The organism is Kitasatospora sp. NPDC101183, assembly GCF_044767945.1.
Taxonomy (GTDB): Bacteria; Actinomycetota; Actinomycetes; order Streptomycetales; family Streptomycetaceae; genus Kitasatospora.
This window is the reverse complement of record NZ_JBIWOW010000005.1, coordinates 166,875-186,849: the sequence shown is the minus strand read 5'-3', so window position 1 is coordinate 186,849 and position 19,975 is coordinate 166,875. Positions and strand designations below refer to the sequence as shown.

The 19,975-nt window shown below is 74.2% G+C and carries 20 protein-coding genes; 7 read left to right on the top strand and 13 right to left on the bottom strand.

Annotated features, from left to right (window positions below):
• The first annotated feature begins 73 nt into the window (after positions 1 to 73).
• Entirely contained in the window at positions 74 to 712 is a 639-nt protein-coding gene (locus tag ACIRRS_RS08415; RefSeq protein ID WP_402966726.1) for a lysophospholipid acyltransferase family protein, read from the top strand.
• A 9-nt stretch (positions 713 to 721) separates the two neighbouring features.
• Here ACIRRS_RS08415 and ACIRRS_RS08410 read toward each other — a convergent pair whose 3' ends face one another.
• The gene (locus ACIRRS_RS08410) at positions 722 to 1,747 is read right to left on the bottom strand and encodes a methyltransferase (RefSeq protein WP_402966724.1); all 1,026 of its coding nucleotides are present in this window, start codon (positions 1,745 to 1,747) and stop codon (positions 722 to 724) included.
• A 249-nt stretch (positions 1,748 to 1,996) separates the two neighbouring features.
• Here ACIRRS_RS08410 and ACIRRS_RS08405 point away from each other — a divergent pair, with 249 nt between their 5' ends.
• On the top strand, positions 1,997 to 2,377 hold the full coding sequence (locus ACIRRS_RS08405) for an Imm7 family immunity protein (RefSeq protein ID WP_402966722.1): 381 nt from the start codon (positions 1,997 to 1,999) through the stop codon (positions 2,375 to 2,377).
• Between the two features lie 7 nt (positions 2,378 to 2,384).
• Here ACIRRS_RS08405 and ACIRRS_RS08400 read toward each other — a convergent pair whose 3' ends face one another.
• Positions 2,385 to 2,927 carry a GNAT family N-acetyltransferase gene (locus ACIRRS_RS08400; protein WP_402966720.1) on the bottom strand — a complete coding sequence of 181 codons (543 nt, stop codon included), beginning with the start codon at positions 2,925 to 2,927 and terminating at the stop codon, positions 2,385 to 2,387.
• Between the two features lie 77 nt (positions 2,928 to 3,004).
• On the opposite strand from ACIRRS_RS08400, the gene ACIRRS_RS08395 reads away from it, so the two are divergent.
• A complete protein-coding gene (locus ACIRRS_RS08395; protein ID WP_402966718.1) occupies positions 3,005 to 3,586 on the top strand; it encodes a DUF4262 domain-containing protein in 582 nt (193 codons plus the stop codon).
• Positions 3,587 to 3,589: 3 nt separating this feature from the next.
• Here the strand turns inward: ACIRRS_RS08395 and ACIRRS_RS08390 are convergent, their stop codons facing one another.
• From ACIRRS_RS08390 to ACIRRS_RS08370, 5 genes are all read right to left on the bottom strand, one after another.
• Positions 3,590 to 4,222 (bottom strand): TOPRIM nucleotidyl transferase/hydrolase domain-containing protein, encoded by a 633-nt coding sequence (locus tag ACIRRS_RS08390; RefSeq protein WP_402966716.1) that lies wholly within the window; start codon positions 4,220 to 4,222, stop codon positions 3,590 to 3,592.
• Between the two features lie 28 nt (positions 4,223 to 4,250).
• Entirely contained in the window at positions 4,251 to 5,063 is an 813-nt protein-coding gene (locus ACIRRS_RS08385; RefSeq protein ID WP_402966714.1) for a methyltransferase domain-containing protein, read from the bottom strand.
• A gap of 47 nt (positions 5,064 to 5,110) precedes the next feature.
• Positions 5,111 to 5,944: a hypothetical protein gene (locus tag ACIRRS_RS08380; protein ID WP_402966712.1), complete on the bottom strand. Its 834-nt coding sequence runs from the start codon at positions 5,942 to 5,944 to the stop codon at positions 5,111 to 5,113.
• A 197-nt stretch (positions 5,945 to 6,141) separates the two neighbouring features.
• Positions 6,142 to 8,778 (bottom strand): SdrD B-like domain-containing protein, encoded by a 2,637-nt coding sequence (locus ACIRRS_RS08375; protein WP_402966710.1) that lies wholly within the window; start codon positions 8,776 to 8,778, stop codon positions 6,142 to 6,144.
• A gap of 314 nt (positions 8,779 to 9,092) precedes the next feature.
• A complete protein-coding gene (locus ACIRRS_RS08370) occupies positions 9,093 to 9,764 on the bottom strand; it encodes a TetR/AcrR family transcriptional regulator (RefSeq protein ID WP_402966708.1) in 672 nt (223 codons plus the stop codon).
• A 106-nt stretch (positions 9,765 to 9,870) separates the two neighbouring features.
• Here ACIRRS_RS08370 and ACIRRS_RS08365 point away from each other — a divergent pair, with 106 nt between their 5' ends.
• Positions 9,871 to 10,884: a zinc-binding dehydrogenase gene (locus ACIRRS_RS08365; RefSeq protein WP_402966706.1), complete on the top strand. Its 1,014-nt coding sequence runs from the start codon at positions 9,871 to 9,873 to the stop codon at positions 10,882 to 10,884.
• 14 nt (positions 10,885 to 10,898) lie between these two features.
• On the opposite strand, the gene ACIRRS_RS08360 is transcribed toward ACIRRS_RS08365, so the two are convergent.
• The 4 genes from ACIRRS_RS08360 to ACIRRS_RS08345 all read right to left on the bottom strand — a co-directional run bounded on the left by ACIRRS_RS08360 (position 10,899) and on the right by ACIRRS_RS08345 (position 13,674).
• Positions 10,899 to 11,126 carry a hypothetical protein gene (locus tag ACIRRS_RS08360; protein WP_402966704.1) on the bottom strand — a complete coding sequence of 76 codons (228 nt, stop codon included), beginning with the start codon at positions 11,124 to 11,126 and terminating at the stop codon, positions 10,899 to 10,901.
• 66 nt (positions 11,127 to 11,192) lie between these two features.
• Positions 11,193 to 11,963 (bottom strand): hypothetical protein, encoded by a 771-nt coding sequence (locus ACIRRS_RS08355; protein WP_402966702.1) that lies wholly within the window; start codon positions 11,961 to 11,963, stop codon positions 11,193 to 11,195.
• A gap of 32 nt (positions 11,964 to 11,995) precedes the next feature.
• Positions 11,996 to 13,207: an alpha/beta hydrolase family protein gene (locus tag ACIRRS_RS08350; RefSeq protein ID WP_402966700.1), complete on the bottom strand. Its 1,212-nt coding sequence runs from the start codon at positions 13,205 to 13,207 to the stop codon at positions 11,996 to 11,998.
• 164 nt (positions 13,208 to 13,371) lie between these two features.
• Positions 13,372 to 13,674: a hypothetical protein gene (locus ACIRRS_RS08345; RefSeq protein ID WP_402966698.1), complete on the bottom strand. Its 303-nt coding sequence runs from the start codon at positions 13,672 to 13,674 to the stop codon at positions 13,372 to 13,374.
• A gap of 146 nt (positions 13,675 to 13,820) precedes the next feature.
• Between ACIRRS_RS08345 and ACIRRS_RS08340 the strand changes: the two genes are divergently transcribed.
• From ACIRRS_RS08340 to ACIRRS_RS08330, 3 genes are all read left to right on the top strand, one after another.
• Positions 13,821 to 14,369, top strand: coding sequence for a YceI family protein (locus ACIRRS_RS08340; RefSeq protein ID WP_402966697.1), 549 nt, complete (start codon positions 13,821 to 13,823; stop codon positions 14,367 to 14,369).
• A gap of 60 nt (positions 14,370 to 14,429) precedes the next feature.
• A complete protein-coding gene (locus ACIRRS_RS08335; protein WP_402966696.1) occupies positions 14,430 to 15,662 on the top strand; it encodes a pyridoxal-phosphate dependent enzyme in 1,233 nt (410 codons plus the stop codon).
• Between the two features lie 122 nt (positions 15,663 to 15,784).
• Complete coding sequence (locus ACIRRS_RS08330) at positions 15,785 to 17,173, top strand: DUF3616 domain-containing protein (RefSeq protein WP_402966694.1); 1,389 nt, start codon at positions 15,785 to 15,787, stop codon at positions 17,171 to 17,173.
• Between the two features lie 57 nt (positions 17,174 to 17,230).
• Here ACIRRS_RS08330 and ACIRRS_RS08325 read toward each other — a convergent pair whose 3' ends face one another.
• Positions 17,231 to 18,286: a zinc-binding dehydrogenase gene (locus ACIRRS_RS08325; protein WP_402966693.1), complete on the bottom strand. Its 1,056-nt coding sequence runs from the start codon at positions 18,284 to 18,286 to the stop codon at positions 17,231 to 17,233.
• Positions 18,283 to 19,944, bottom strand: coding sequence for a phytoene desaturase family protein (locus ACIRRS_RS08320; RefSeq protein ID WP_402967051.1), 1,662 nt, complete (start codon positions 19,942 to 19,944; stop codon positions 18,283 to 18,285). The genes ACIRRS_RS08325 and ACIRRS_RS08320 overlap by 4 nt, the downstream gene beginning before the upstream one ends.
• Positions 19,945 to 19,975: the final 31 nt, after the last annotated feature.

Here is a 19,975-nt window from a genome sequence, read left to right as displayed (position 1 = left end):
CTCAGGCGCCCCCGGCCGCCCCGCCCCCACGATGGTGGCAGCCCACCGCAGGCCCTGAACGGAAGTGCCGCCCATGATCAGCCGGATCGCCGCCACCCTCGTCCCCGTCCTCGGCCGCCTGACCGTCACCTCCGACACCCCGGGCCCGGTCGCCCCGGGCAGCATCGTCGCCGCCAACCACAGCTCCCTCGCCGACCCCGGCGTCGTCCTCGCCGCCCTGCGCCGCCTGGGCACCGACCCGGTGGTCCTGGCCACCGCCGGTCTGTGGCGCGTCCCCGTCCTCGGCCGGGCCCTGCGCGCCGGCGGGCACATCCCCGTCCACCGGGGCACGGCCCGCGCCGCCGAGGCCCTCGACGGCGCGGCGGCCGCCCTCGCGGCGGGCCGGGTCGTGCTGATCTACGGCGAGGGGGGCCTGCCCGCGCACCGCGACTCCGGCGACGCGGCGCCCCGCGCCTTCCGTACGGGCCTGGCCCGGCTCGCCATCGCCGCCGACGCCCCGGTGGTGCCGCTGGGCCAGTGCGGCGCCCGCCGCCTCAGCTCGGGCGGCGCGGCCAAGCAGGCGGCGGGCTTCGCCACGGCCCCGCTGCGCCGCCCGGCCCTCCACGTCCACCTCGCCGCCCCGGTCCGCCTGCCCGCCGACGTCGCCGAGGCCACGGCCGCCGCCCGTCAGGCCGTCACCGACGCCTGGCGGACGGCGTGCCACCACCTGTGACCCTTCACCTCACGCGGCGACGGCCTCCACCACCGACAGCACCGTCGACGTCGGCAGGATCCGCGCGAGCCGCAGCCCGGCGCCCTCCAGCAGTTCGGCGAAGTCGGCGGCGGTGCGCTCCCGGCCGGTGAGGGAGCCCATCATCATCAGGTCCAGCGCCTTCGACTGGTGCGGCACGTTGCCCTCGGGCACGACGGCGTCGAGGATCAGCACCCGCCCGCCGGGGTGCAGGGCCCGCCGACAGCCGCTGAGGAGGGTGACGCACCGGTCGTCGTCCCAGTCGTGGGTGATCCGCTTGAGCAGGTGGACGTCCCCGGCCGGGACGGCGTCGAAGAAGTCGCCCTCCGCGAGCGTCCAGCGTCCGGCGATGCCCTCGGCGGCCGCGAGCCGGTGACCGCCGAGCACGTGCGGCCGGTCGTACAGCACGCCCTGCAGCCGGGGGTGACGGCGCAGCACCTCGACGAGGAGGCCGCCGTGGCCGCCGCCGATGTCCACGACCGTCCCGGTCTCGGGCAGGTCGCAGGCGGCGGCGATGGGGCCGTTCTCCGGGTCGGACATGGCCGCCATCCCGACGTGGAACACGGCGGCGGTGCGCTCGTCCTTGGCGAAGTGGTCGAAGAACGGCATCCCGAAGATCGCCTCGAACGCCGTCGTCCCGTCGGTCAGGCAGCGGGACAGCTCGCCGGCCGGGCGCCACATCGTCCGGTCGGTGAGCATCTGCACGGCCGTCCGCGCCGAGTACGGCACGTCGCTGCGCAGCGCCTGCCCGGCGGAGGTCAGCGCGAACCGCCCGTCCTCCTGCTCCGTCACCACCCCCCGCGTGGCGAGCAGCCGCAGCACCCGGTGCAGGTTCCGCGCGTCCGTCCCGGTCGCCTCGGCCAACTCGCCCACCGTCCGCGCCTCCTCCCCCAGGTGGTCCGCCACCCCCACGTCCGCGGCCGCCCGCAGCGCGGCCGGGAACAGGAACCCCAGCGCCTCGTCGATCAGGAACGCGGAGGATCCGCGCAACTCCTCGTCCTTCTCCGTCTGCCCCATGAAAACCTCTCCTCGCCGAGTTCGACAGGTACACGTCCGACCAACCCCTCCCCCACCGCGCACCTCTCCAAGCACGCTTTCCGGCCGGGCGCGCCGGATGCGCAGCAGTGTGCCGAGGGCGGCTGGCAGACTGGACGGATGATCTCCACCGACCTCGCCGGGGCCCTGCTGCGCGGTGTCGCCGCGAACCCCGGGCTCCCGACGGAGCGGCTGCACCGCCTGCTGGACGAACTGGGCCTGGAGTAGAGCGTGTTCGAGTACCACGGCTGGGTCAACGTCATCGAGACCGCCACGGCCGAGGAGCAGGACCCTGCCGTCCTGCACGCCATCGCCGACGGCCTCCGGCAGCGGATCGCCGCCACGGGCGGTCGCCACCTCCTCGACCTCCGCTGGTCGAACGGCGCGCTGTTCCTCCACCTGGGCGGCCTGCGCAACCACCCCGACCCGGACGTCCTCGGACTCTTCCGGGAGGTCGGCGAGCGCGCACCCGGCTCGTACGGGCTGCTGCACGTACGGGACGACGCACACCTCAACGAGGCGCGGGTGCTGCGCATGGTGCGCGGGCGGGTGAGCGAGCACCGGGAGGCGCTGCTCTCGCCGTGCATCCCCCTCCTGGAGGACGAGTTCTGACGGGCCGTCAGTTTCGGCTCAGCCGCCAGACCAGGTCCTCGCCGGTCTCCCCGGGGGCGAGCCGCTCGGCGGGGCGGCGGTCGTGCTCGGCGAAGCCGAGGCGGGCCGGGACGGCGCCGCTCGGGCGGTTCGCGGGGTCGTGGCTGATCTCCACATGCGCGACCCCCGGCAGCCGGAACGCCTCCTCGACGAGCGCGCGGGCGGCCCGGGTCGCCAGGCCCCGGCCGGTCGCGGCGGGGTGCAGCCAGTAGCCGATCTCGCGGACGTCCTGCGGGCCCTCCTCGCGGTGGAAGAGGCTGCAGGCGCCGACCGGCGCGCCGTCCTCCTCGATCGCGTAGGAGAAGTTCTGCCCGATCTCCCAGCGGTGGTCGCGGGTGGCCAGGAACTCGTCCGTGACGGCCGGGTGGTCGGGCACCCAGTACGTCCAGGGGCGCAGGTGCTCGAGCGACTCGTCGACGAGCCGGTGGAACGCGGCCGCGTCCGTCGCGGGGCCGATGCGGCGCAGGGCGAGGCCGCCGTCGAGTTCGATCACGTTCGGTGGGAGGTCCATGACCGGAGGATGACCGCCGCCGTTCGCACGCGCAACGCGTTTTCGGTCGTATGCCCGCGATCTGCTTGGATACCCCGGTGAACCAGAGCTCCCCCGCCCCCTGCCCCTGCGTGATCTGCGACCCCGCCGCCTCCGCCACCCTGCGCGCCCGGTGGGCGCTGCGCCGCGCCTGGGGCAAGGAGACGGCGCACGTGCGCGAGTACGGCTGGCACGTGGTGGGCGTGGGCGGCGGCGGGGAGGTGCCGGACTGGGCGTTCAGCGTCGGGCTCTGGCACTCCTACCGGCTGCCGGAGATCGCGATGGTCGGCCTGGAGACGGAAGACACGATGCGCTGGATCAACACGGCCGCCGCCCTCCTGCGCGACGGCGCCCCGAGCGCGCCCGGCACGCTCCTCGAAGGCGTCATCGACGACTACGAGGTCACGTGTCAGCCTGTGGACGACAGTTGGTACCTCCCGTTGTTCGGCACCGCCGCCGGCTTCTACCGGCGCGAGCCCGTCCCCTTCGTCCAGCTGGTCTGGCCCGACCGCGAGCACCGCTGGCCCGAGGACCCTGCCGCCAGCCCCGGCTGCCGCGCCCAACCGCGCCTGCACCTCCCCGTCGCCGACCACCCGCGGGGCGTCTGGACGGAGGAGGCCGCCGCCGCCCAGGCGCCCTGACCTCTACAGCCCGGCCAGCAGCCCCGCCAGCAGCGCCGTCAGCGGCGTCGCCGGATGGCCCGGGGTGAGGGCGGCGGCCAGGACGTGGCCGTAGTGGATCTTGCGCCCCGACTTGGTGCTCAGGAACCGGTGCAGCTGCTGGTGCGCCGTCCGGACCCGCTGGGCGGGCTGGCGCAGGAAGACCTCCAGGGCCCGCCCGTCCCCCTGGTCCTCGACCAGCTCGCGCACGACCCCGACCCCGAGGGTGCGGATCAGTTCGTCCTCCAGATCGGCCACGCAGACGTGGATGTCCGGGGCGGCCGCCCCCGCCAGCTGCCACCCTCGCTCGTAGTAGCCCCGCTCGCCCTCGTCGCAGAGCCCGGTCAGCCGCAGGCCCAGCCCGTCCCGTCCCAGGTTGGCGGCGTACCGGCCGACGTTCATCGCCCCGCCCATCGGCAGCACGCAGACGCCCTCGGCGGCGAGGTCGCGGCCGTGGGCTGCGGCGAGGGTGTCCAGGGCGGCGGAGTCGCTGAGGCCCTCCAGCAGGACGGCGGTGCGCACGCCCAGGTCGTCGGCCAGCCGCCGGGCGGGCTCGGCGGGGCCGCCGCCGAAGGTCCAGGCGGTGACGGCCGCGCGGAACGACTCCATGTCGGCCATGGTGCTCCTCCCGTGAAGGGTGGCGGCGTCAGACCTTCCGCCCCCAGGCGGAGATCAGCGGCGCCGTGGCGAGGTCGAGGCGGCCGGTGGCGACGTTGGCCAGGTGCCGGTCGATCTCCTCGTCGGTGGCCAGGCCCTGCTCCACCAGGTGGTGGCGGATCTGGCGGACGGTGGCGTCCTCCAGCACGGTGCAGGCGGGCGAGGTGATCGGGAAGTAGGCGTCGGCCTGGACGTCCGCGAGCCCGGCCTCGCGCAGCACCCGGGGCAGGGTGCGCCCGTACGCGAGGTCGGCGCCGCGACCGGCCATCAGGGTGCGGAAGTCGGCGCGCAGCCGGTTGGCGAGGGCCTGCTCGGAGCCGAACTCGTCGGGGCAGAGCAGGGGTTGGAGGGCGGGGTCGGCGTCCTCCAGCAGCAGCCAGCCGCCGGGGCGCAGCGCGCCGACCATGCGGCGCAGCGCCTCGGCGCGGTCGGCGACGTGGACGAGGACGAGCCGGGCGTGCACCAGGTCGAACCCGCCGGGCGGCGCGGGGTCGGCGGCGACGTCGTGGGCGAGGACCTCGATGCGCCCGCCCGCGGCGCCGGCGGTCCAGGAGACGTCCAGGTCGGTGGCGACGACGCTGCCGGTGGGGCCGACGCGTTCGGCGAGGCCGAGGGGGACGGACGCGCCGCCGGCGCCGACCTCCCAGCACCGCATGCCCTCGCGCAGGCCGATCCGGTCGACGTGCCGGAAGGTGACCGGGTCGAAGAGTTCGGCGAGCGCCTCGAAGCGGGTGCCCGCCTCCGACTGCCGGTTGTCCAGCAGGTAGCCCTGCCCGCCCTCGTCGCCCTCGTGCTCAGCCATGCGCCGATTCTCGCAGACCCGGCGGGGGTTGATCACGGGGAGGGCGGTCAACCGGCGATCCAGGGCGCGTCGGGCAGCTTCGCCGCGGCGTCGCGGCCGGTGAACTCCAGGGTGGTCGGCGTCCCCAGCCCCGGCATCCGCATGGTGACGCGGCGCAGCCCGCCGTCCCCGTCCAGCCAGTACGTGAGGGGTGAGCGCCCGCCGTCGGGGGCGGCGCCCCGGGCGCGGGGGCCGGAGAAGCGGTCGTAGTCGCGGCCGTCGATGCGGTCGCGGCCGAGCCAGCGGGCGCCGGACTGGGCGAGCAGCAGGGGGTTGTCGGGGCGGTCGGCGCCGAGTTGGACGAGGAGTTGGAGCCCGGCGTCGAGGGGGTCGGTGGTGTAGGCGCGGGGGGACCAGCCGGACCGGGCGACGTGTTCGGCCTGCTGCCAGGGCGGGCCGTTCTCGCCCTGGGGGGCGGGGGCGAGGCCGAGGCCGCCGGTGTCCCAGACGACGAGGCCCTGGTCGGTGCGGGGCCCGGCGGTGGGGGCGGGGGCGGCGGCGCCGAGGGTGCGGTAGCCGCCGACGCCCCGGTGGGCGCGGTAGTCGACGATGCCGGTGACCTCGATCCGCACGCCGCTGCCCTCGTCGGCGGTGAGGGTGACGGCGGCGGGGCTGGCCTGGTAGAGCGTCAGGCGGGAGAGGGCGAGGCGGGACGCCTCGTCGACGGTGACGGGCCGTTCGGCGGGGGCGTCCTCGCCGGAGACCGTCCGGTAGACGGCGTAGCCGCCGGCCGTGGCGGCGCAGACGGCGGCGGCGATCAGCGCGCCCAGCAATCGGCTCCGGCCCTTGACCGCGGACGGCCCGGGCTGGGCGGACTTCTTCGGCCGGGCCTTGGTGGGCATGAGGTGTGCACCTTTCGGGGTTCCGCGTACTGCGGGCAAGTCTGGCAGGAGGAACGCCACTTGGGCGGGCCCCCGGACCACTGGTCCGCGAACCCGCCCAAGCTCGGACACCTCCTCGATCAGGTGCGATCAGCCTCAATCAGCTGCAATCAGCTGCGAATCAGCCGCGATCACACCCGCACGAGGACCCGTCAGGACTACTGCTGCCCGGTCCGACGGCGTCGGACCAGCAGGACCAGCCCGGTGCCGACCGCGAGGAACAGCACCGCGCCGCCCAGCGCGTACGGCACCTGCTGCCCCGCACCCGTGTTCGGCAGGTTCCCGCTCGGCGCGGGCGCCGGAGGCGTGGTCGGTGCCGGGGTCGGCGTCGGGGTGGGCGTGGGCGTCGGGATGAGCTTGTTGACGGCCGTCACCGAGACCCCGTCCGTGAGGTTGTCCGGCGTCAGCACCAGCGGCCCGAAGACCGTGGTGTCCGGCGCCGCGTAGCCGTCCGGCGGGCTCAGCTCCTGCCAGTAGTACGTGCCCACGACCCCGCTGCCCTGGCAGAGGCCGTCGGCCCCGGTGGTGCAGGGGTCGCCCACCTTGGTGTCGGGCTTGTCGCCGGTGGGCTGGAGGCCGTCCGTGCCGTTGGTCTCCTTCCACAGCTGGAACTTCGCGCCCGCCAGGGGTTTGCCGTCCTGGTCGTGCTTGACCAGCTTCAGCGCGCCCTCCTGCTGGCGGAACCCGAAGTCGTACGTGTGGTTGTTCTCCCCGGGCCCGCCGGTGGTCAGCGCCTTCTCGGGGTACCTGCCCCCGGCGGGGACGACGCCCTTGGAGTCGACGAAGTGGTTGTCGCCCACGTCCGCGTCGGTCGGGACCCACTCGTAGAGGGGCCCGCCCTTGGCGTAGTCGGCGGGTTCGTCCAGCTTGACGGTGTACTTGGCGCGGGGCTTGAGCCCGCCCTCGACGTTCGAGTCGTCGAAGTAGTACTCGCCGCGCTTGGTGGTCTTCGTCGTGCCGACGAGCTTCCCCGACTCGTCGTACAGGTGGACGGTCGCGCCCTCCACCGGCTTCTGCCCCGGGCTCTGGACCCCCTTGCGCTCGGGGTCGTACCAGACCCGGTTGCCGATCTGCAACGGTGCCCGGTCGCACAGCACTTCGAGGTCGCCCATGGACGCGCCCTTGCCGAACGGAGCGGTGTCCGTCACGGGGTTGAGGCGCAGGCCGGACTTCGGGTCGGGCTTGCCGTCGAGGCGCTGGACCCAGGCGGTGCCGTACCCGACGGCGTAGCGGTTGTCCGGGTCGAAGCCGGAGGTCGCGATGGTGCTCTCCACCTTCGAGAGCGCCATCCCGGCGAACGCGGCGTTGTGGTGGAACGTCATCCGGCTGGTGTCGAAGAACCGCTTGCCCCGGGTGGTGATCCCGCAGCCGAGGTTGGTGTCCAGCACGTACGTACCGCCGGACAGGCAGGCCTTGTCGAGGTCGCCGCCGGACAGGATCTGCCCGGCCGTCCCCGGCGTCGGGCCGGCCGGGCCACGGTCGGCGAAGCGGTCGCGGAAGGCGATCAGCATCGATCCGTCCGTCTCGAAGCCCACCTCGCCGATCTCCGGCTCGGGCTGGGCCAGCGAGGTGCGGCAGGCCTGGCCGTTCTGGCTGGTCGGGATGGTCTTCGTCCACGGGAACCAGCCGGCGCCGTCGCAGGGGCCGGACCCGACGGTGGACTCACGGGGGTAGTCCAACTTCTGGTCCAGCACCGGCTTCTGGAACGCGCCGGTGGCGAGGTCGAAGGGCAGCACGACCGCGCGCAGGTCGGAGGCCTTGCCCGTCGACTCGCCCGAGCAGACGCCGCCCAGGTACCCGAGGCCGTCCTGGAGCCCGAGGCCGAAGGGGCGCCAGTCCCCCTCCGCCGGGCAGCCCGGGTCGGGGATCGGGTACGAGGCCTTGGGTGCGGCCGCAGTCGCCGCGCTCGCGTCGTAGCGGTACAGCTTGCGGTCGTTGAGGTTGACGACGAAGAGGTCCTTGCCGTCGTCCGTGATCTTGATGCCGCCGAGGCTCTCGCGCCCGGCGACGTCGAGGAAGGCGTCGTCCGTGCCCGTGCCGTGCGCCGTCGAGCCCGCGTTCGGGACGGTGCCCCAGAGCGTGGTCCTCTTCTGCGCCAGGTCGGTCACGTAGATCCCGCCGGGGCCGCCGGGGCCGTAGTCGGCGGTGCGCTTGGCCTGCGCGGTGGAGAAGACCCGCTTGTCGGCCTTGTTCCACGCGATGCCGTAGATGTTGCCCGTGTCGGCCTTGGTGGAGATGTTGGTGACGTGGACGTCGGTGCCGTCCACGCCCCGGGCGTCGTACGGGAAGGAGACCAGCGTGCGCGCCGATCCCGCTTCCCTGCCCGCCGGTTGACAGGTCGTCACCAGGGTGGCGTTCTTCTGGCAGTAGTCCCCGGGGTTCCACAGGCCGGTGGTGTAGGAGACCGTCTTGCCCCCGGAGAGGTCGACGAACTCCTCGTTGCTGGACAGCTGGTAGGGCGCGCCGTCCAGCCCCTGCTTCGAGGCGAAGGCCGGGAAGAGCACGCCCGGCTTCGGATTCACCACCTGGACGCGGTACTTGCCGCCCGTGGCCTTGGTGCCGGCCGGGGACAGCGTGACCGTGCCGTCGGCGGCGGTCGTGCCGTCGATCCCGTTGCCGGAGTCGTCGGTGAGCGTGACCTTCACGCCCCCGATGCCCGGTTCCAGCGCGGGGGTCCACACCCCGCTCGCGTCCACGGCCCGCACCACGTGGACCGTCACCGATCCGTCTGCGGCCGGCTGCGGATGGGCCGCCGGGGCCGCGGCCAGCGAGCAGGCGCCGATCCCGACCGCCACGGCCGTGATCCGCCCCACCGCACGGCGTCCGCGCCCGGAGGCCGGCGTGCGCCGACCCGGGCCGCGTGCGGCGCCGCTCGTCTGTTCACTCGTCGTCGTCATCCCTGCTCTCATCGTCGAGGTGGGCCCACCGCCCGGAGCTCGCAAGGGAGTTCCCTGAGTACGTACGGGTACGTGCCTCAAGTGGCGGAAAGCCGCCGTTGATTAACGGCAGCTTAAAGGGACCGCGTACGATGTGTGAGCGGAACGGGGAACTTTGACGAATCGTCAGACGTTCTGGCGCAGGGGTACGGAACGAAAGCCTCCGGGGCGGCTCAGGCGGCGGTGAGCGCCAACCTGATCCAGCGCTCGGCCTCGCGCGCCGCCACCGTCACGTCGAACCTCTCCGGGGCGGCCGCGGCCTGCACCACCAGCCCCTTGAGCAGGCCGACGAAGGCGAGCGCGAAGGCCGCCGGCTCCGGGCCGGGGCGCAGCTCGCCGTCCGCCGCGCCCTGGCGGACGACCTCGGCCGCCCAGGCCCTGGTCCGGGCGTCCAGGTCGGCGACGGCGGCGGTCAGCTCGGAGGCGCCGGCCAGCGCCTCGGCGCCGAGCACGACGAAGGCCCGGCCGAAATCGGTCGGTCGGCGCACGCCCTCCAGCACGCCCCGGGCGAAGCCGCACAGCTCCTCCACCGCCCCGGCGCCGGTGCGCGCGGGCGCCGCCGCCGTACGGGCCTCGGCGAGGGCCTCCTCCTGGAGGCGGGCGAGCAGCGCCGCCTTGGAGCCGAAGTAGTGGCTGGCCAGGCCCCGGCTGAACCCGGCCTCCTCGCCCACCCGGGCGAGCGTGACCCCGGTGCTGCCGTGCTCGGCGACCAGCCGGGCGGCGGCGGCGATCAGCGCGGACTCCGCACTGGCGCGCCGTTCGGCCTGGGTGCGCCGTTCGGCCTGGGTGCGGCGGGGCTGGGCGTCCGAGGACCGGGGGTCGGCGGGCTCATCGTGCGTGGGCATAGCACCATGCTAGTGTGGAACTTGCTTGTTGGATAACAAGTAAGTGGGAGGCGGCGGCGGGTACCCCCCGGCCCGCCGCCTCCACCCCGGCAGAAGGGACTCCCCCATGACCGCCACGATGCTCGCCGGCCGGCTCGACGTCGCGAACCGCAGCTTCGCCGTCGAGGAGGTGCCCGTCCCCGTACCCGGCCCCGGCGAGGTGCTGATCAAGGTCGAGGCCGCCGGCGTCTGCCTCTCCGACGTCCACCTGATCGAGGGCATGCTCAAGCCGATGTACCTCAAGGGCGACAAGGTCACCCTCGGCCACGAGGTCGCGGGCACCGTCCACACCCTCGGCGAGGGCGTCGCCACCGCCGCCGTCGGCGACCGCGTCCTCCTCCAGGCCGGCGAGAGCCGCGACGGCGTCACGTACACCCGCGGCGTGGACTACGACGGCGGCTGGGCCGAGTACGCCCTCGCCACCGCCACCACCCTGGTGCCCATCCCCGACGAACTCCCCTTCGAGCAGGCCTGCTTCATCCCCGACGCCGTCTCCACCCCCTGGGCCGCCATCACCGCCACCGGCGCCGTGCGCCCCGCCGAGGCCGTCGGCGTCTGGGGCGTCGGCGGCCTCGGCGCGCACGGCGTCCAGGTCCTGCGGGCCGTCGGCGCCTTCCCGATCGTCGCCGTCGACCCGCTCCCGGCCGCCCGCGAGCGCGCCCTGGCCTTCGGCGCGGACGCCGCCCTCGACCCGGCCGACCCCGAGTTCGCCGCCCGCCTGCGCGCCGCCACCGGCGGCCGGGCCCTCGACGTCGCCTTCGACTTCGCGGGCGTGGCCCCCGTACGCGAGCAGGCCATGGCCTCCCTCGGCGAGCAGGGCCGCCTGGTGCTCGTCGGCCTCACCGACAAGCCGCTGACCGTCACCAACGGCACCCTGGTCAGCTACCTGCGCCAGCAGATCCGGGGCCACTACGGCTCCGAGGGCAAGGACGTCGTCGACCTCGTCGGCCTGGTGCGCGGCGGGCGCCTCGACTTCTCCCGCTCGGTCAGCGGCACCTTCCCCCTCGCCGAGGCCGCCCGGGCCGTCGAGGCGCTGGAGCGCAAGGAGGGCAACCCGATCCGGCTGGTGCTCACTCCCTGACCGGCCGGGCCGGGTCACACCGCGATCGGGACGACCTCGATCCAGCACTCCTCGGCCACCGCGGCGATCGCGGCGCGCGCGTCCTCGGCATCGGCCTCGGTGAGGAAGACCCCGGCGGCCGAGGTCCGCGGCCGGCCGAAGAAGTCGACCCGCGTCATGACGACGTGCACGTGGCGGTAGCGCTCCCGACGGGCCGGCTCCCCGGCCGGCCCGTCGGGGGTTCCGCGCAGCAGGTCGACCACCTCCTCGGCGATCCGGGTCCGCGACAGGACGCCCTCCCGTCAACCGGATTCCGGCACCCCGCCCTCCTACCCCTCCTCCACCGCCGACACCGTGAGCGCCGGGCCCACCACCGACACCTGGACGGCCGCCCCCGGCCGCGTCAGGTGCAGGTAGAGCCGGGTGCGCAGCAGGCCGGAGAGGGCGACGGTCGCCGTGACGGCCAGGGCCAGGCAGAGCCCGGCGGCGATCATCTCCGACAGGGCCGTCGTCCGGTCGTGCGCGGTCAGGCCGAGCAGGAAGACGATCACGGCGGGCACCATGGTCACCGCCAGCGGCACAGCGATCCAGGTCGCACCCCGGGCGCTCGCCCAACGGTCCTGGCGGTGCAGCGCCTTGGAGGTGCGCACGGCCTCGCGCAGGCCCAGGCCGTCGACCACCATCGCGGGCACCGTCAGGTACCCGGAGGTGCCCCAGGAGAGCGCGAACAGCAGCACCGCGCTGACCAGCACCATCGCCGTCGAGGTCACCGACCAGGCCGCCAGCCCCGGCAGCCTGCGCGCCGCCCGCCCGACGGCCCGCCGCAGGCGGACGGGGCGCCCGCGCAGCGCGTCCTCGGCGGCGAGGGTCAGGACGGCGTTGGCGAGGGTGCTGATCAGCACCAGCACCGCGACCCCGAGCAGGGTGGTGACGGTGCCGAAGCCCGTCCGCACCTCCAGCGCGAGCAGCGCACCCGCCGCCCCGGTCAGCACCACCCCGCCGACGGCGGGCACGACCAGCAGCCGCTTCCGCGCCCGCAGGACCCGCACCAACTCCCGGGCGGTGATCCGCCCGTCGTCCTCCCCGCCCCGTTCGTTCATGGTCCGCCATGCTAGGGCCTGCGCACGGGCGCTCAGCCCTCGAACGTCACCTCGGGGAACTCCCGCGAGGGCGCGTCCAGCAGGTGCCCGCCCCGGTGGCGCAGGTGCCGGTCGAAGAAGGCCAGCGGGTACGCCTGCTGGATCGCCACGGCGCGGGCCGGGTCGAGGGTGCCGATGCGCCCGCGCAGCTCGGCCTCGCTCCAGCCGGCGAGCGGGGCGACCTGCGGCAGCAGGCACTGCGAGTCGCTGTACGAGGTGTGGACGGCGCCCGCCGTGTGCAGGTCGCGCCGCCAGCCGTGCAGATGCGGCCAGAAGGCGGCGACCTCCGGGGCGGCGGGGGTGTAGACGGCGGTCAGCATCAGGAACGGGCGGTCGACGTCCGGGGTGGTCTGGAAGATCATCGGGCCGTCGATACTCAGCCCGGCGCGCACCCGCGCGTCGTTCCCCGTGAGCAGCGCGGTCGCCGAGCCGCCCTTGGACCAGCCGAACGCGCCCACCCGACACGGGTCGACGATCGCGCCGAGACCCTCCGGCAGCGGCTTGCCGTCCGCGTCGGGGTTGCGCCCGGCGGCGAGGTCCTCGATCCGGTCGAGGACGAAGCCCATGTCGTACGCGAAGTCGGCGGGGCTCATCCCCCGATTGGGCGTGAGGACGGTGCCGTCGGGGAACTCGGTGAGGGCGTCGCCGGTGTGGTCGACGGTCACCACCACGTAGCCGTGGCTGGCGAGTTGCTGCACGATCACGGTGTGGTCGGCCCGGTGGCTGTGCGCGCCGTGGCAGTACAGCACCACGGGCCGCCGCCCGCCCCGCTGCGCGGGCGCCCCCTCGTGCCCGGCGGTGAGCGGCACCAGCGCGACCCCGGCCGGGACGCCGACGGCGTCGAGCAGCTTGGCCAGCGCGCCCGCGCTCATCCAGGGCGCCGCCGGGTACGCCCCGGTGTCCCGCGCCGGGTACCAGACGGAGGCCATCAGCGAGCGGTGGCTCCCCGGCCCACCGGCCGGGTCGGGCCGGCTGGTGTCCTCCAGCCGCAGGGTCACGATGCCGACCTGGTGGCGCCCGGTCGGCGCGGGCAGCGTGAGCCGCACGGGCGCGCCGGTCCCCGCGGAGGAACCCGCCGAGGAACCCGCGGCGGCCCGGGCGCTCCCGGCGAGCCCCAGCGGCAGCGCCGCCCCCGCGGCGCCGGCCGCGAGCGCGGCCCCCAGCATCCGACGGCGGGTCAGGACATGGCGTTCGGTGGTGATCACGGTGTCTCCCCCGGGTCTGTGCGGGACGGTCGTCCCGGCCGGAACGACGCTCCCACGCACCGCCCCTCGCATCATCAGCCCACGGGATGCACTCGCCCCCGGCCGTAGTCCCGGGGATGTACGCCCCGGCTCAGCCCGGCCGCCGGCTCAGCCCGTCCCCCGGCTCAGCCCGTCCGCCGGGCCACCGACCGCTCATCCTCGCGCAGGTGCCCTGCCTGCTCGCGCAGGCGGCGCCCGGCCTTGACGTACACGGTGGCGCTGTCCGTCGTGCTCGTCCGCTCGCAGACGGCGGCGGCCAGGTCCGCCGTCGCCTCCAGCAGTTCGGCGAGGGCGCCCAGCAGAAGCGCCTCCTCCGTCTCGGGGACCTTCTCCCGCGCGGTGTCCCGCGCCTTGGGAAGGGCGTTCTCCCGCAGCTGCCGCCGTGCCTCGCCGACGGCCTCCGCCATCGCCCGTATGCCGCTGTCCATCCCGTCCCGCTCCTCTCACCTGTCCCCCCGGTCCGTCCTACCCCGGTCAGCCGCATCCAGAGCGGCGGCGGCCGGGCACCTCGCCTAGCGTGGCCCGGGGGCCGCCGTTGAGCATCCGCACATCCGCACCAGGAGGCATGCCGATCATGACCGAAGACCTCTCCAAGCTGACCGGGGACTACGTCCTCGACCCCACCCACACCCGGATCGGGTTCGTCGCCCGCCACGCGATGGTGACGAAGGTCCGCGGGGCGTTCCACCAGTTCGAGGGCACCGCGCACCTGGACGGCGAGGCCCCGGGCCGGTCCTCCGGCCGGGTGACGATCAAGGCGGAGAGCATCGACACCGGCGTGGAGCAGCGCGACGGGCACCTGCGCACCAACGACTTCCTCGACGCCCCCACCTACCCGGACATCACCTTCGTCTCCTCCTCCGTCGAGCCGAAGAGCGCCACCGAGTACCGCGTCACCGGTGACCTGACCATCAAGGACACCACCCGCCCGGTCACCATCGACTTCGAGTACACCGGCAACGCCGTCGACCCGTACGGCAACCTCCGCGTGGGCCTGGAGGGTTCGGTGACGATCAGCCGCAAGGAGTACGGCGTGACGTGGAACGCCGCGCTGGAGGGCGGCGGTGTGCTGGTCGGCGACAAAGTGGTCCTGGAGTTCGACATCTCGGCCGTCCGCCAGTAGAGCGCACGCGGTCGCGAAAGGGCCTGACCGGACGGCGCGCCCCCGGTTAGGCTCCGAACCATGGCGACCGAATCCGCAGTCCTCCCGGCCTCCCTCGCGACCGGGCAGCGCTCCCTGGGCGATCCTTCCCTCGGCTACCCGCTGCTGCCCCCGCTGACCTCCGGCTGCCCGCGCACCGGAACCGAGGAGGTCTCCTACCCCCTCGAACTCGACTACGCCTACGCCCGCCTCGACGCCGCCGCCCTCTTCGCCCCCGCCGCGCGCACCGGCCTGGAGCGCTGGGCCCCGCTGCTGCCCCCGCTGCACGCGCCGGGCCTGGGCGAGGGCGGCACCCCGCTGGTCGAGATCGCTCCGAACGTCTTCGTCAAGGACGAGTCCCGCAACCCCACCTGGAGCCACAAGGACCGGCTCAACCGCTGCACCGTCAGCGCCGCCGTGGCGGTGGGCGCCCACGGCATCGCCGTCGCCTCCTCCGGCAACCACGGCGCCTCCGCCGCCGCCTACGCCGCCCGCGCCGGCCTGCGCTGCGTGGTGTTCACCGGGCCCGACCTGACGCCCGCCCTCGACTCCTTCCTCAACGCGTACGGCGCCGTGGTCCTCCCGGTGCCCTGGGAGGCCCGCTGGCCGCTGCTGCGGCAGGCGGTGGAGCGCTTCGGCCTGCACCCGGTCAGCAACCTGACCGGCACCCACACCGGCCACCCGTACGGGCCCGAGGGCTACAAGACCATCGCCTACGAGGTCTTCCAGGACGTGGGCGTCCCGGCGGCGGTGTTCGTGCCGACGGGGTACGGCGAGCTGCTGTTCGGCGTCCGCAAGGGCTTCGACGAGCTGCGCCGCCTGGGCCTGACGGACCGGGTGCCGAGGATCTACTCCTGCGAGTCGGCGGCCGGCGCCCCGCTGGCCACCGCCGTCGCCCGGGGTCTGCCGGCCGCGCGGGTGGAGGTCGGTCCGACGCGGGCGTACTCGATCGCCTCCCCGGTGAGCGGCTACCGGGGCGTGCTGGCGGTGCGCGGCAGCGGCGGACGCCCACTGACCCTCGACGACACCCAACTGGAGGCGGCCCGCCAGGAGTTGGCGGGCAACGGCCTGTGGGCGGAGCTCTCGGCGGCGGCCGGCCTGGCCGGGCTGCGCAGCCTCCCCGCGCACGAACTCCCGGACGACGGCCCGCTGGTCTGCGTCTCGACCTCCAGCGGCTTCAAGGACCGCGCGACCGGCAGCCACAGCACGGCACCGGTCGCCCCCGAGTGGGCCGGGGTCGAACGCCGGTTGCTGGAGGCCGGGTTCGAGCTCTGAGACCTGCCCGCAAAGCACAGTTCTCCCGTCGGTCCGTCCGCGTAGGGGCGGCGTTCGCCCGGCGCCGCCAGTCTGGCCGCTCCGTACCCGTTCGTTCGCCCACACGTCGAAGGGTTGTCACCGTGCTCCGTACCCACCGCCGCCGGCTGCCGCTGCTCGCGCTCGCCGTCGCCGCCCTGCCCGTGGTCGCACTGCCCGCCGTCCCCGCCGGGGCCGTCACCTACGGCACCCCGACGATCACCCTCTCGGCCGGGTACCTGTCCGGCGCGGTGGGGGCGGCCGGCGACCCGACCGTCACCGTCACGGTGGCCCAGAGCGGCGCCAACGCCTCCTCGTTGACGGTCGCGGCCTCCTCGACCACCCGCGCCTCGGTGGCCCGTACGGGGGACGTGAGCGTCAGCGGCACCGGCGCGAGCCGCACCCTGGCGGTGGCCGCGCAGGGCGTCGGGTACACCGACCTGACGGTCAAGGTGACGGGCCTGGGCGGCAAGACGGCGACCCGCACGCTGCACTACGCGGCCTCCGCCGCCGTCCAGAACTCCTCCGCCACCCGCTACCTGACGGGCTCCAGCGACGCCTCGGCGGCGGTGGACGCGGGCGGCGGCTACATCGTGGTCGGCGACGACGAGTCCAACACCCTGCGCCTGTACGACCGCAACAACTCCGGTGCCCCGGTGCGCACCTGGGACTTCAGCACGGCGCTGGGCGTCACCAAGGAGATCGACATCGAGGCCGCCGCCCGGGTCGGTGACACGATCTACTGGACGGGCTCGCTGGGCAACAACAAGGACGGCAAGGTCCGCCCCGACCGTCAGACCGTCTTCGCCACCAAGGTCACCGGCTCGGGCGCCGACACCCAGCTGACCCTGGTCGGCCAGTACCACGACCTGCGCGACGACCTGATCGCCTGGGACTCCGCGCACGGCGACCGCTACGGCTTCGCGGCCGGCGCCGCCGAGGGCCAGGCGCCCAAGCAGGTCGACGGCTTCAACGTGGAGGGCCTGGAGTTCGCCCCCGGCAGCTCCACCACCGCCTACATCGGCTTCCGCGCCCCGCTCACCCCGGCCGTCACCGGCGGCCGCGCGCTGCTGGTGCCGGTCACCAACTTCTCGTCCCTGCTGAACGGTTCGGCCTCGCAGGCCGTCATCGGCGAGCCGATCGAGCTGAACCTCGGCGGCCTGTCCATCCGCGACCTGCGCCGCAACGACCAGGGCCAGTACCTGATCGTCGCCGGCTCCTGGGCCGCCGAGGACAACTCCGCCCCGTACGCGCTCTACCGCTGGAACGGGCAGCCGGGCTCCGCGCCCGTCAAGCTGCTCGACCTGCCGACCGGCGACGCGGGCGCCTGGGAGGCCGTCCCGAACGTGCCGAACCTGGACGTGCCCGGCGCCCGGGCGCAGCTGATCACCGACAACGGCTCGGCGGACCTGTACGACGACGCGACGGAGGCCAAGGACCTCACCCACCCGGAGTGGAAGAAGTCCCGCAGCGTCTGGTTCACCCTGAGCTGACGCGCACGTACGGCGGGGCCCCGGAACACCGGAACAGGGGCCCCGCCGTACGGGTGCTCACAGGGAGACGACGACCTTCCCCCGGCTGGCCGAGCGGTCGTGGAAGAGGCTGCGGTAGGCGGCCGGGATCGCGTCGAAGCCGTGGTGGACGGTCTGCCGGTAGGCCAGTTCGCCGGAGCGCACCAGCGGCCCGAGGTCGCGCCGCAGGGCCGCCCAGTTCTCCTCGGTGAACCACTCCAGCGAGAAGATCCCCCGGATCGTGGTGCGCGGGAACATGATCATCGGCAGCAGCCTGGGCCCGGCCCAGGAGTCGCCGACCTGGCTGCCCCACTGCCAGCACACCGCGACCCTGCTGCCGACGGCGAGCCGGCCGAAGACGGCGTCCGTGAGCGCGCCGCCGAGGCTGTCGAAGTAGCGGTCCACGCCCTCCGGGGCGAGTTCGGCGAGCTCCTTCTCCAGCCGGTCCTGCGCGTCCCCGTCGCGGTAGAGCAGCACCCCGTCGAAGCCCAGCTCCCAGAGCCAGCCCGCCTTCTCCGGCGTCGCGGTGGTCCCGATCACCCGGGCGCCGCGCCGCTTGGCCAGCTGCCCGACGAGCGAGCCGACGGCCCCGGAGGCGCCGCTGACGACCACCGTCGCGCCCGGGCGCACGTCGAGGAACTTCTCCACCGCGCCCCAGGCCGTCATCCCGGGCCCGCCGAGGATGCCGAGCGCGGTGGTCAGCGGGAGGTGCTCGTCGTAGTGCGCGCGGTCCAGGCGCCGGTAGGCGGGGAAGACCATCGGGAAGGTGCCGGTCTGCCACAGCTTCGGGGAGCCGTCGCTGATCACATGGCTGCGCCAGCCGCCGAAACCCTGGACCAGCTCGCCGACGGCGAACCGCGCGGCGGGCCCGGCCGCGAGCACCTCCATGACCGAGTCGGCGCCCATGTGGTCGCCGATCGGGGTGTCCAGCGCGATGCCCTGGAGGTACGGGTCGACGGAGACGTGGAGCGTGCGCAGCAGCATCTCCTCGGGCGCGAGGCGCACGTCCACCTCCTCGACGACCTTGCGGTACATCCGTTCGACGTCGGGCACGCCCTCGACGTGCTCGCGGACGACCCACTTCTCGATCCTCACGAGGTGACTCCAAACTGCCGGTCGGGGCCGACCGGTTCGACGATCAGGACGGGCGGCGGCGCGGTGTCGTCGACCGAGGCGGTGAAGGGCCTGCGGTCGTCGCGGCAGATGAACTGGACGACGTGGCGACCGGCGGCGGCGGCCCTGATCAGGCCGCCGGTGGTGGCCCAGACGCCGGAGAGGTAGCAGTTCGCGAGGCCCGGCAGCCCCGGGCCGTTGCGCTTGATCTCCTCCTCCAGCGTCTCGCCGCTCTCCACGAACGGCTGCCAGCCCAGCACCGTGCCGTCGTAGTTGCCGGTGTAGCGGACCTGGGTGAGCGGGGTGGAGACGTCCTTGACGGCCACCGCCTCGCGCAGCCCCGGGTGGTGGCCGTCCAGGAAGTCGACGATCGCGTCCCGCACCCGGCGCTTCTCCCGCTGGTAGTCCCGGCCCCGGCCGACGGGCAGGGTGTGCAGTTCCTCCCCGCGCCGCAGCCGGGGCTGCTGCTCGGGGCCGGTGCTCAACTCGCGCCAGGGGGCGATGTCGCAGAAGTAGCTGGCGTAGACGATCGTGGTGGCCTCGGGCGAGAGCTCGGGGTAGTGGCGGCTGCGGAACTGGACGTTGATGCTCGGGTGCCGGATACCGGTGAGCTTCGCCGCGACCTCCTCCTCCAGCAGGTAGGTGCTGCACGGGTCGCCCGCCGGGAAGGGGCGGCGCAGGCCGAGGAAGACGGTGAGGTAGCCGGGGAAGACCATGCCCGGCTCGGTGATGGTCCTGGTGTACAGCCGGCGGTAGGTGTCGTTGAGGTAGCGGCCCTTGAGCAAGTCCATCACGGTGGTGCGGCCGTCGCAGGCGGCGACCACGATGTCCGCCCGGATCTCCCGCCCGTCGGTGAGCCGCACGCCCACGGCGGTGTCCCGCTCGACGAGGATCTCGCTCACCTTGGCGTTGTAGGTGATCTCCCCGCCGAGGCGCCGGTAGCGCTCCTCGACGGAGCGGGCCAGGCCCAGCGAGCCGCCCTCGGGCACGCCGGCCGACTGCCCGGCGTGCGAGGCGAGTTGGAAGTAGGTCGGCAGCACGGGGAAGTTGGGGTGCTTCTCGTACAGGACGAAGTTGAAGGCCTCGCGCAGCAGCGGGCTGCGGAACTTCCGCGCGTAGTCGCTCATCAGCACGGAGATGGACGTGCGGATGACGTTGAAGTACGGCAGGAACCCGGCCAGCATCCGCAGACGTTCGCCGCGGCTCATCAGGCCGACCGGGGTGAGGAAGGGGTAACGGGCCAGCGCCAGGCGGAACTTGCGCAGCCCTTCGCAGAACCTGCGGATCTGCCGGGCGTCCTCGGGGGCGAGGCCGAGCAGGTGGGCCTCGAGGCGGTCCGGGTCGGAGTAGAAGTAGACGGCGCCGCCCTCCCGGGTGCGCACCACGTTGAACACGTCGAAGTTGCGCATCCGCTTGCCCTGGAGGGCTCCCAGCTCCAGCCAGATCTGGTGCATCTCGTTGCCGGGGCCGCTGCCGAGCAGCCAGCTGACGCAGCAGTCGAAGGTGAACTCGCCGCGCTCCCAGCCGGTGCAGCAGCCTCCGGGGATCTCGTGCATCTCCACGATGTGGGTGCGGTAGCCGTTCATCCGGGCGTAGCAGCCGGTGGAGAGCCCGCCGAGGCCGCCGCCGATGATGACCATGCTCTGCCGGTCGGTGCTCTGCCGATCGGTG

Bases quoted from the DNA above. Each gene is read 5' to 3' on its own strand.
- ACIRRS_RS08335 (WP_402966696.1), top strand. From the start codon at position 14,430: ATGGCGACCGAATCCGCAGTCCTCCCGGCCTCCCTCGCGACCGGGCAG.
- ACIRRS_RS08400 (WP_402966720.1), bottom strand. From the start codon at position 2,927: ATGGACCTCCCACCGAACGTGATCGAACTCGACGGCGGCCTCGCCCTG.
- ACIRRS_RS08410 (WP_402966724.1), bottom strand. From the start codon at position 1,747: ATGGGGCAGACGGAGAAGGACGAGGAGTTGCGCGGATCCTCCGCGTTC.
- ACIRRS_RS08415 (WP_402966726.1), top strand. From the start codon at position 74: ATGATCAGCCGGATCGCCGCCACCCTCGTCCCCGTCCTCGGCCGCCTG.
- ACIRRS_RS08370 (WP_402966708.1), bottom strand. From the start codon at position 9,764: ATGCCCACGCACGATGAGCCCGCCGACCCCCGGTCCTCGGACGCCCAG.
- ACIRRS_RS08345 (WP_402966698.1), bottom strand. From the start codon at position 13,674: ATGGACAGCGGCATACGGGCGATGGCGGAGGCCGTCGGCGAGGCACGG.
- ACIRRS_RS08320 (WP_402967051.1), bottom strand. From the start codon at position 19,944: ATGGTCATCATCGGCGGCGGCCTCGGCGGGCTCTCCACCGGCTGCTAC.
- ACIRRS_RS08340 (WP_402966697.1), top strand. From the start codon at position 13,821: ATGACCGAAGACCTCTCCAAGCTGACCGGGGACTACGTCCTCGACCCC.
- ACIRRS_RS08355 (WP_402966702.1), bottom strand. From the start codon at position 11,963: ATGAACGAACGGGGCGGGGAGGACGACGGGCGGATCACCGCCCGGGAG.
- ACIRRS_RS08380 (WP_402966712.1), bottom strand. From the start codon at position 5,944: ATGCCCACCAAGGCCCGGCCGAAGAAGTCCGCCCAGCCCGGGCCGTCC.
- ACIRRS_RS08390 (WP_402966716.1), bottom strand. From the start codon at position 4,222: ATGGCCGACATGGAGTCGTTCCGCGCGGCCGTCACCGCCTGGACCTTC.
- ACIRRS_RS08365 (WP_402966706.1), top strand. From the start codon at position 9,871: ATGACCGCCACGATGCTCGCCGGCCGGCTCGACGTCGCGAACCGCAGC.
- ACIRRS_RS08385 (WP_402966714.1), bottom strand. From the start codon at position 5,063: ATGGCTGAGCACGAGGGCGACGAGGGCGGGCAGGGCTACCTGCTGGAC.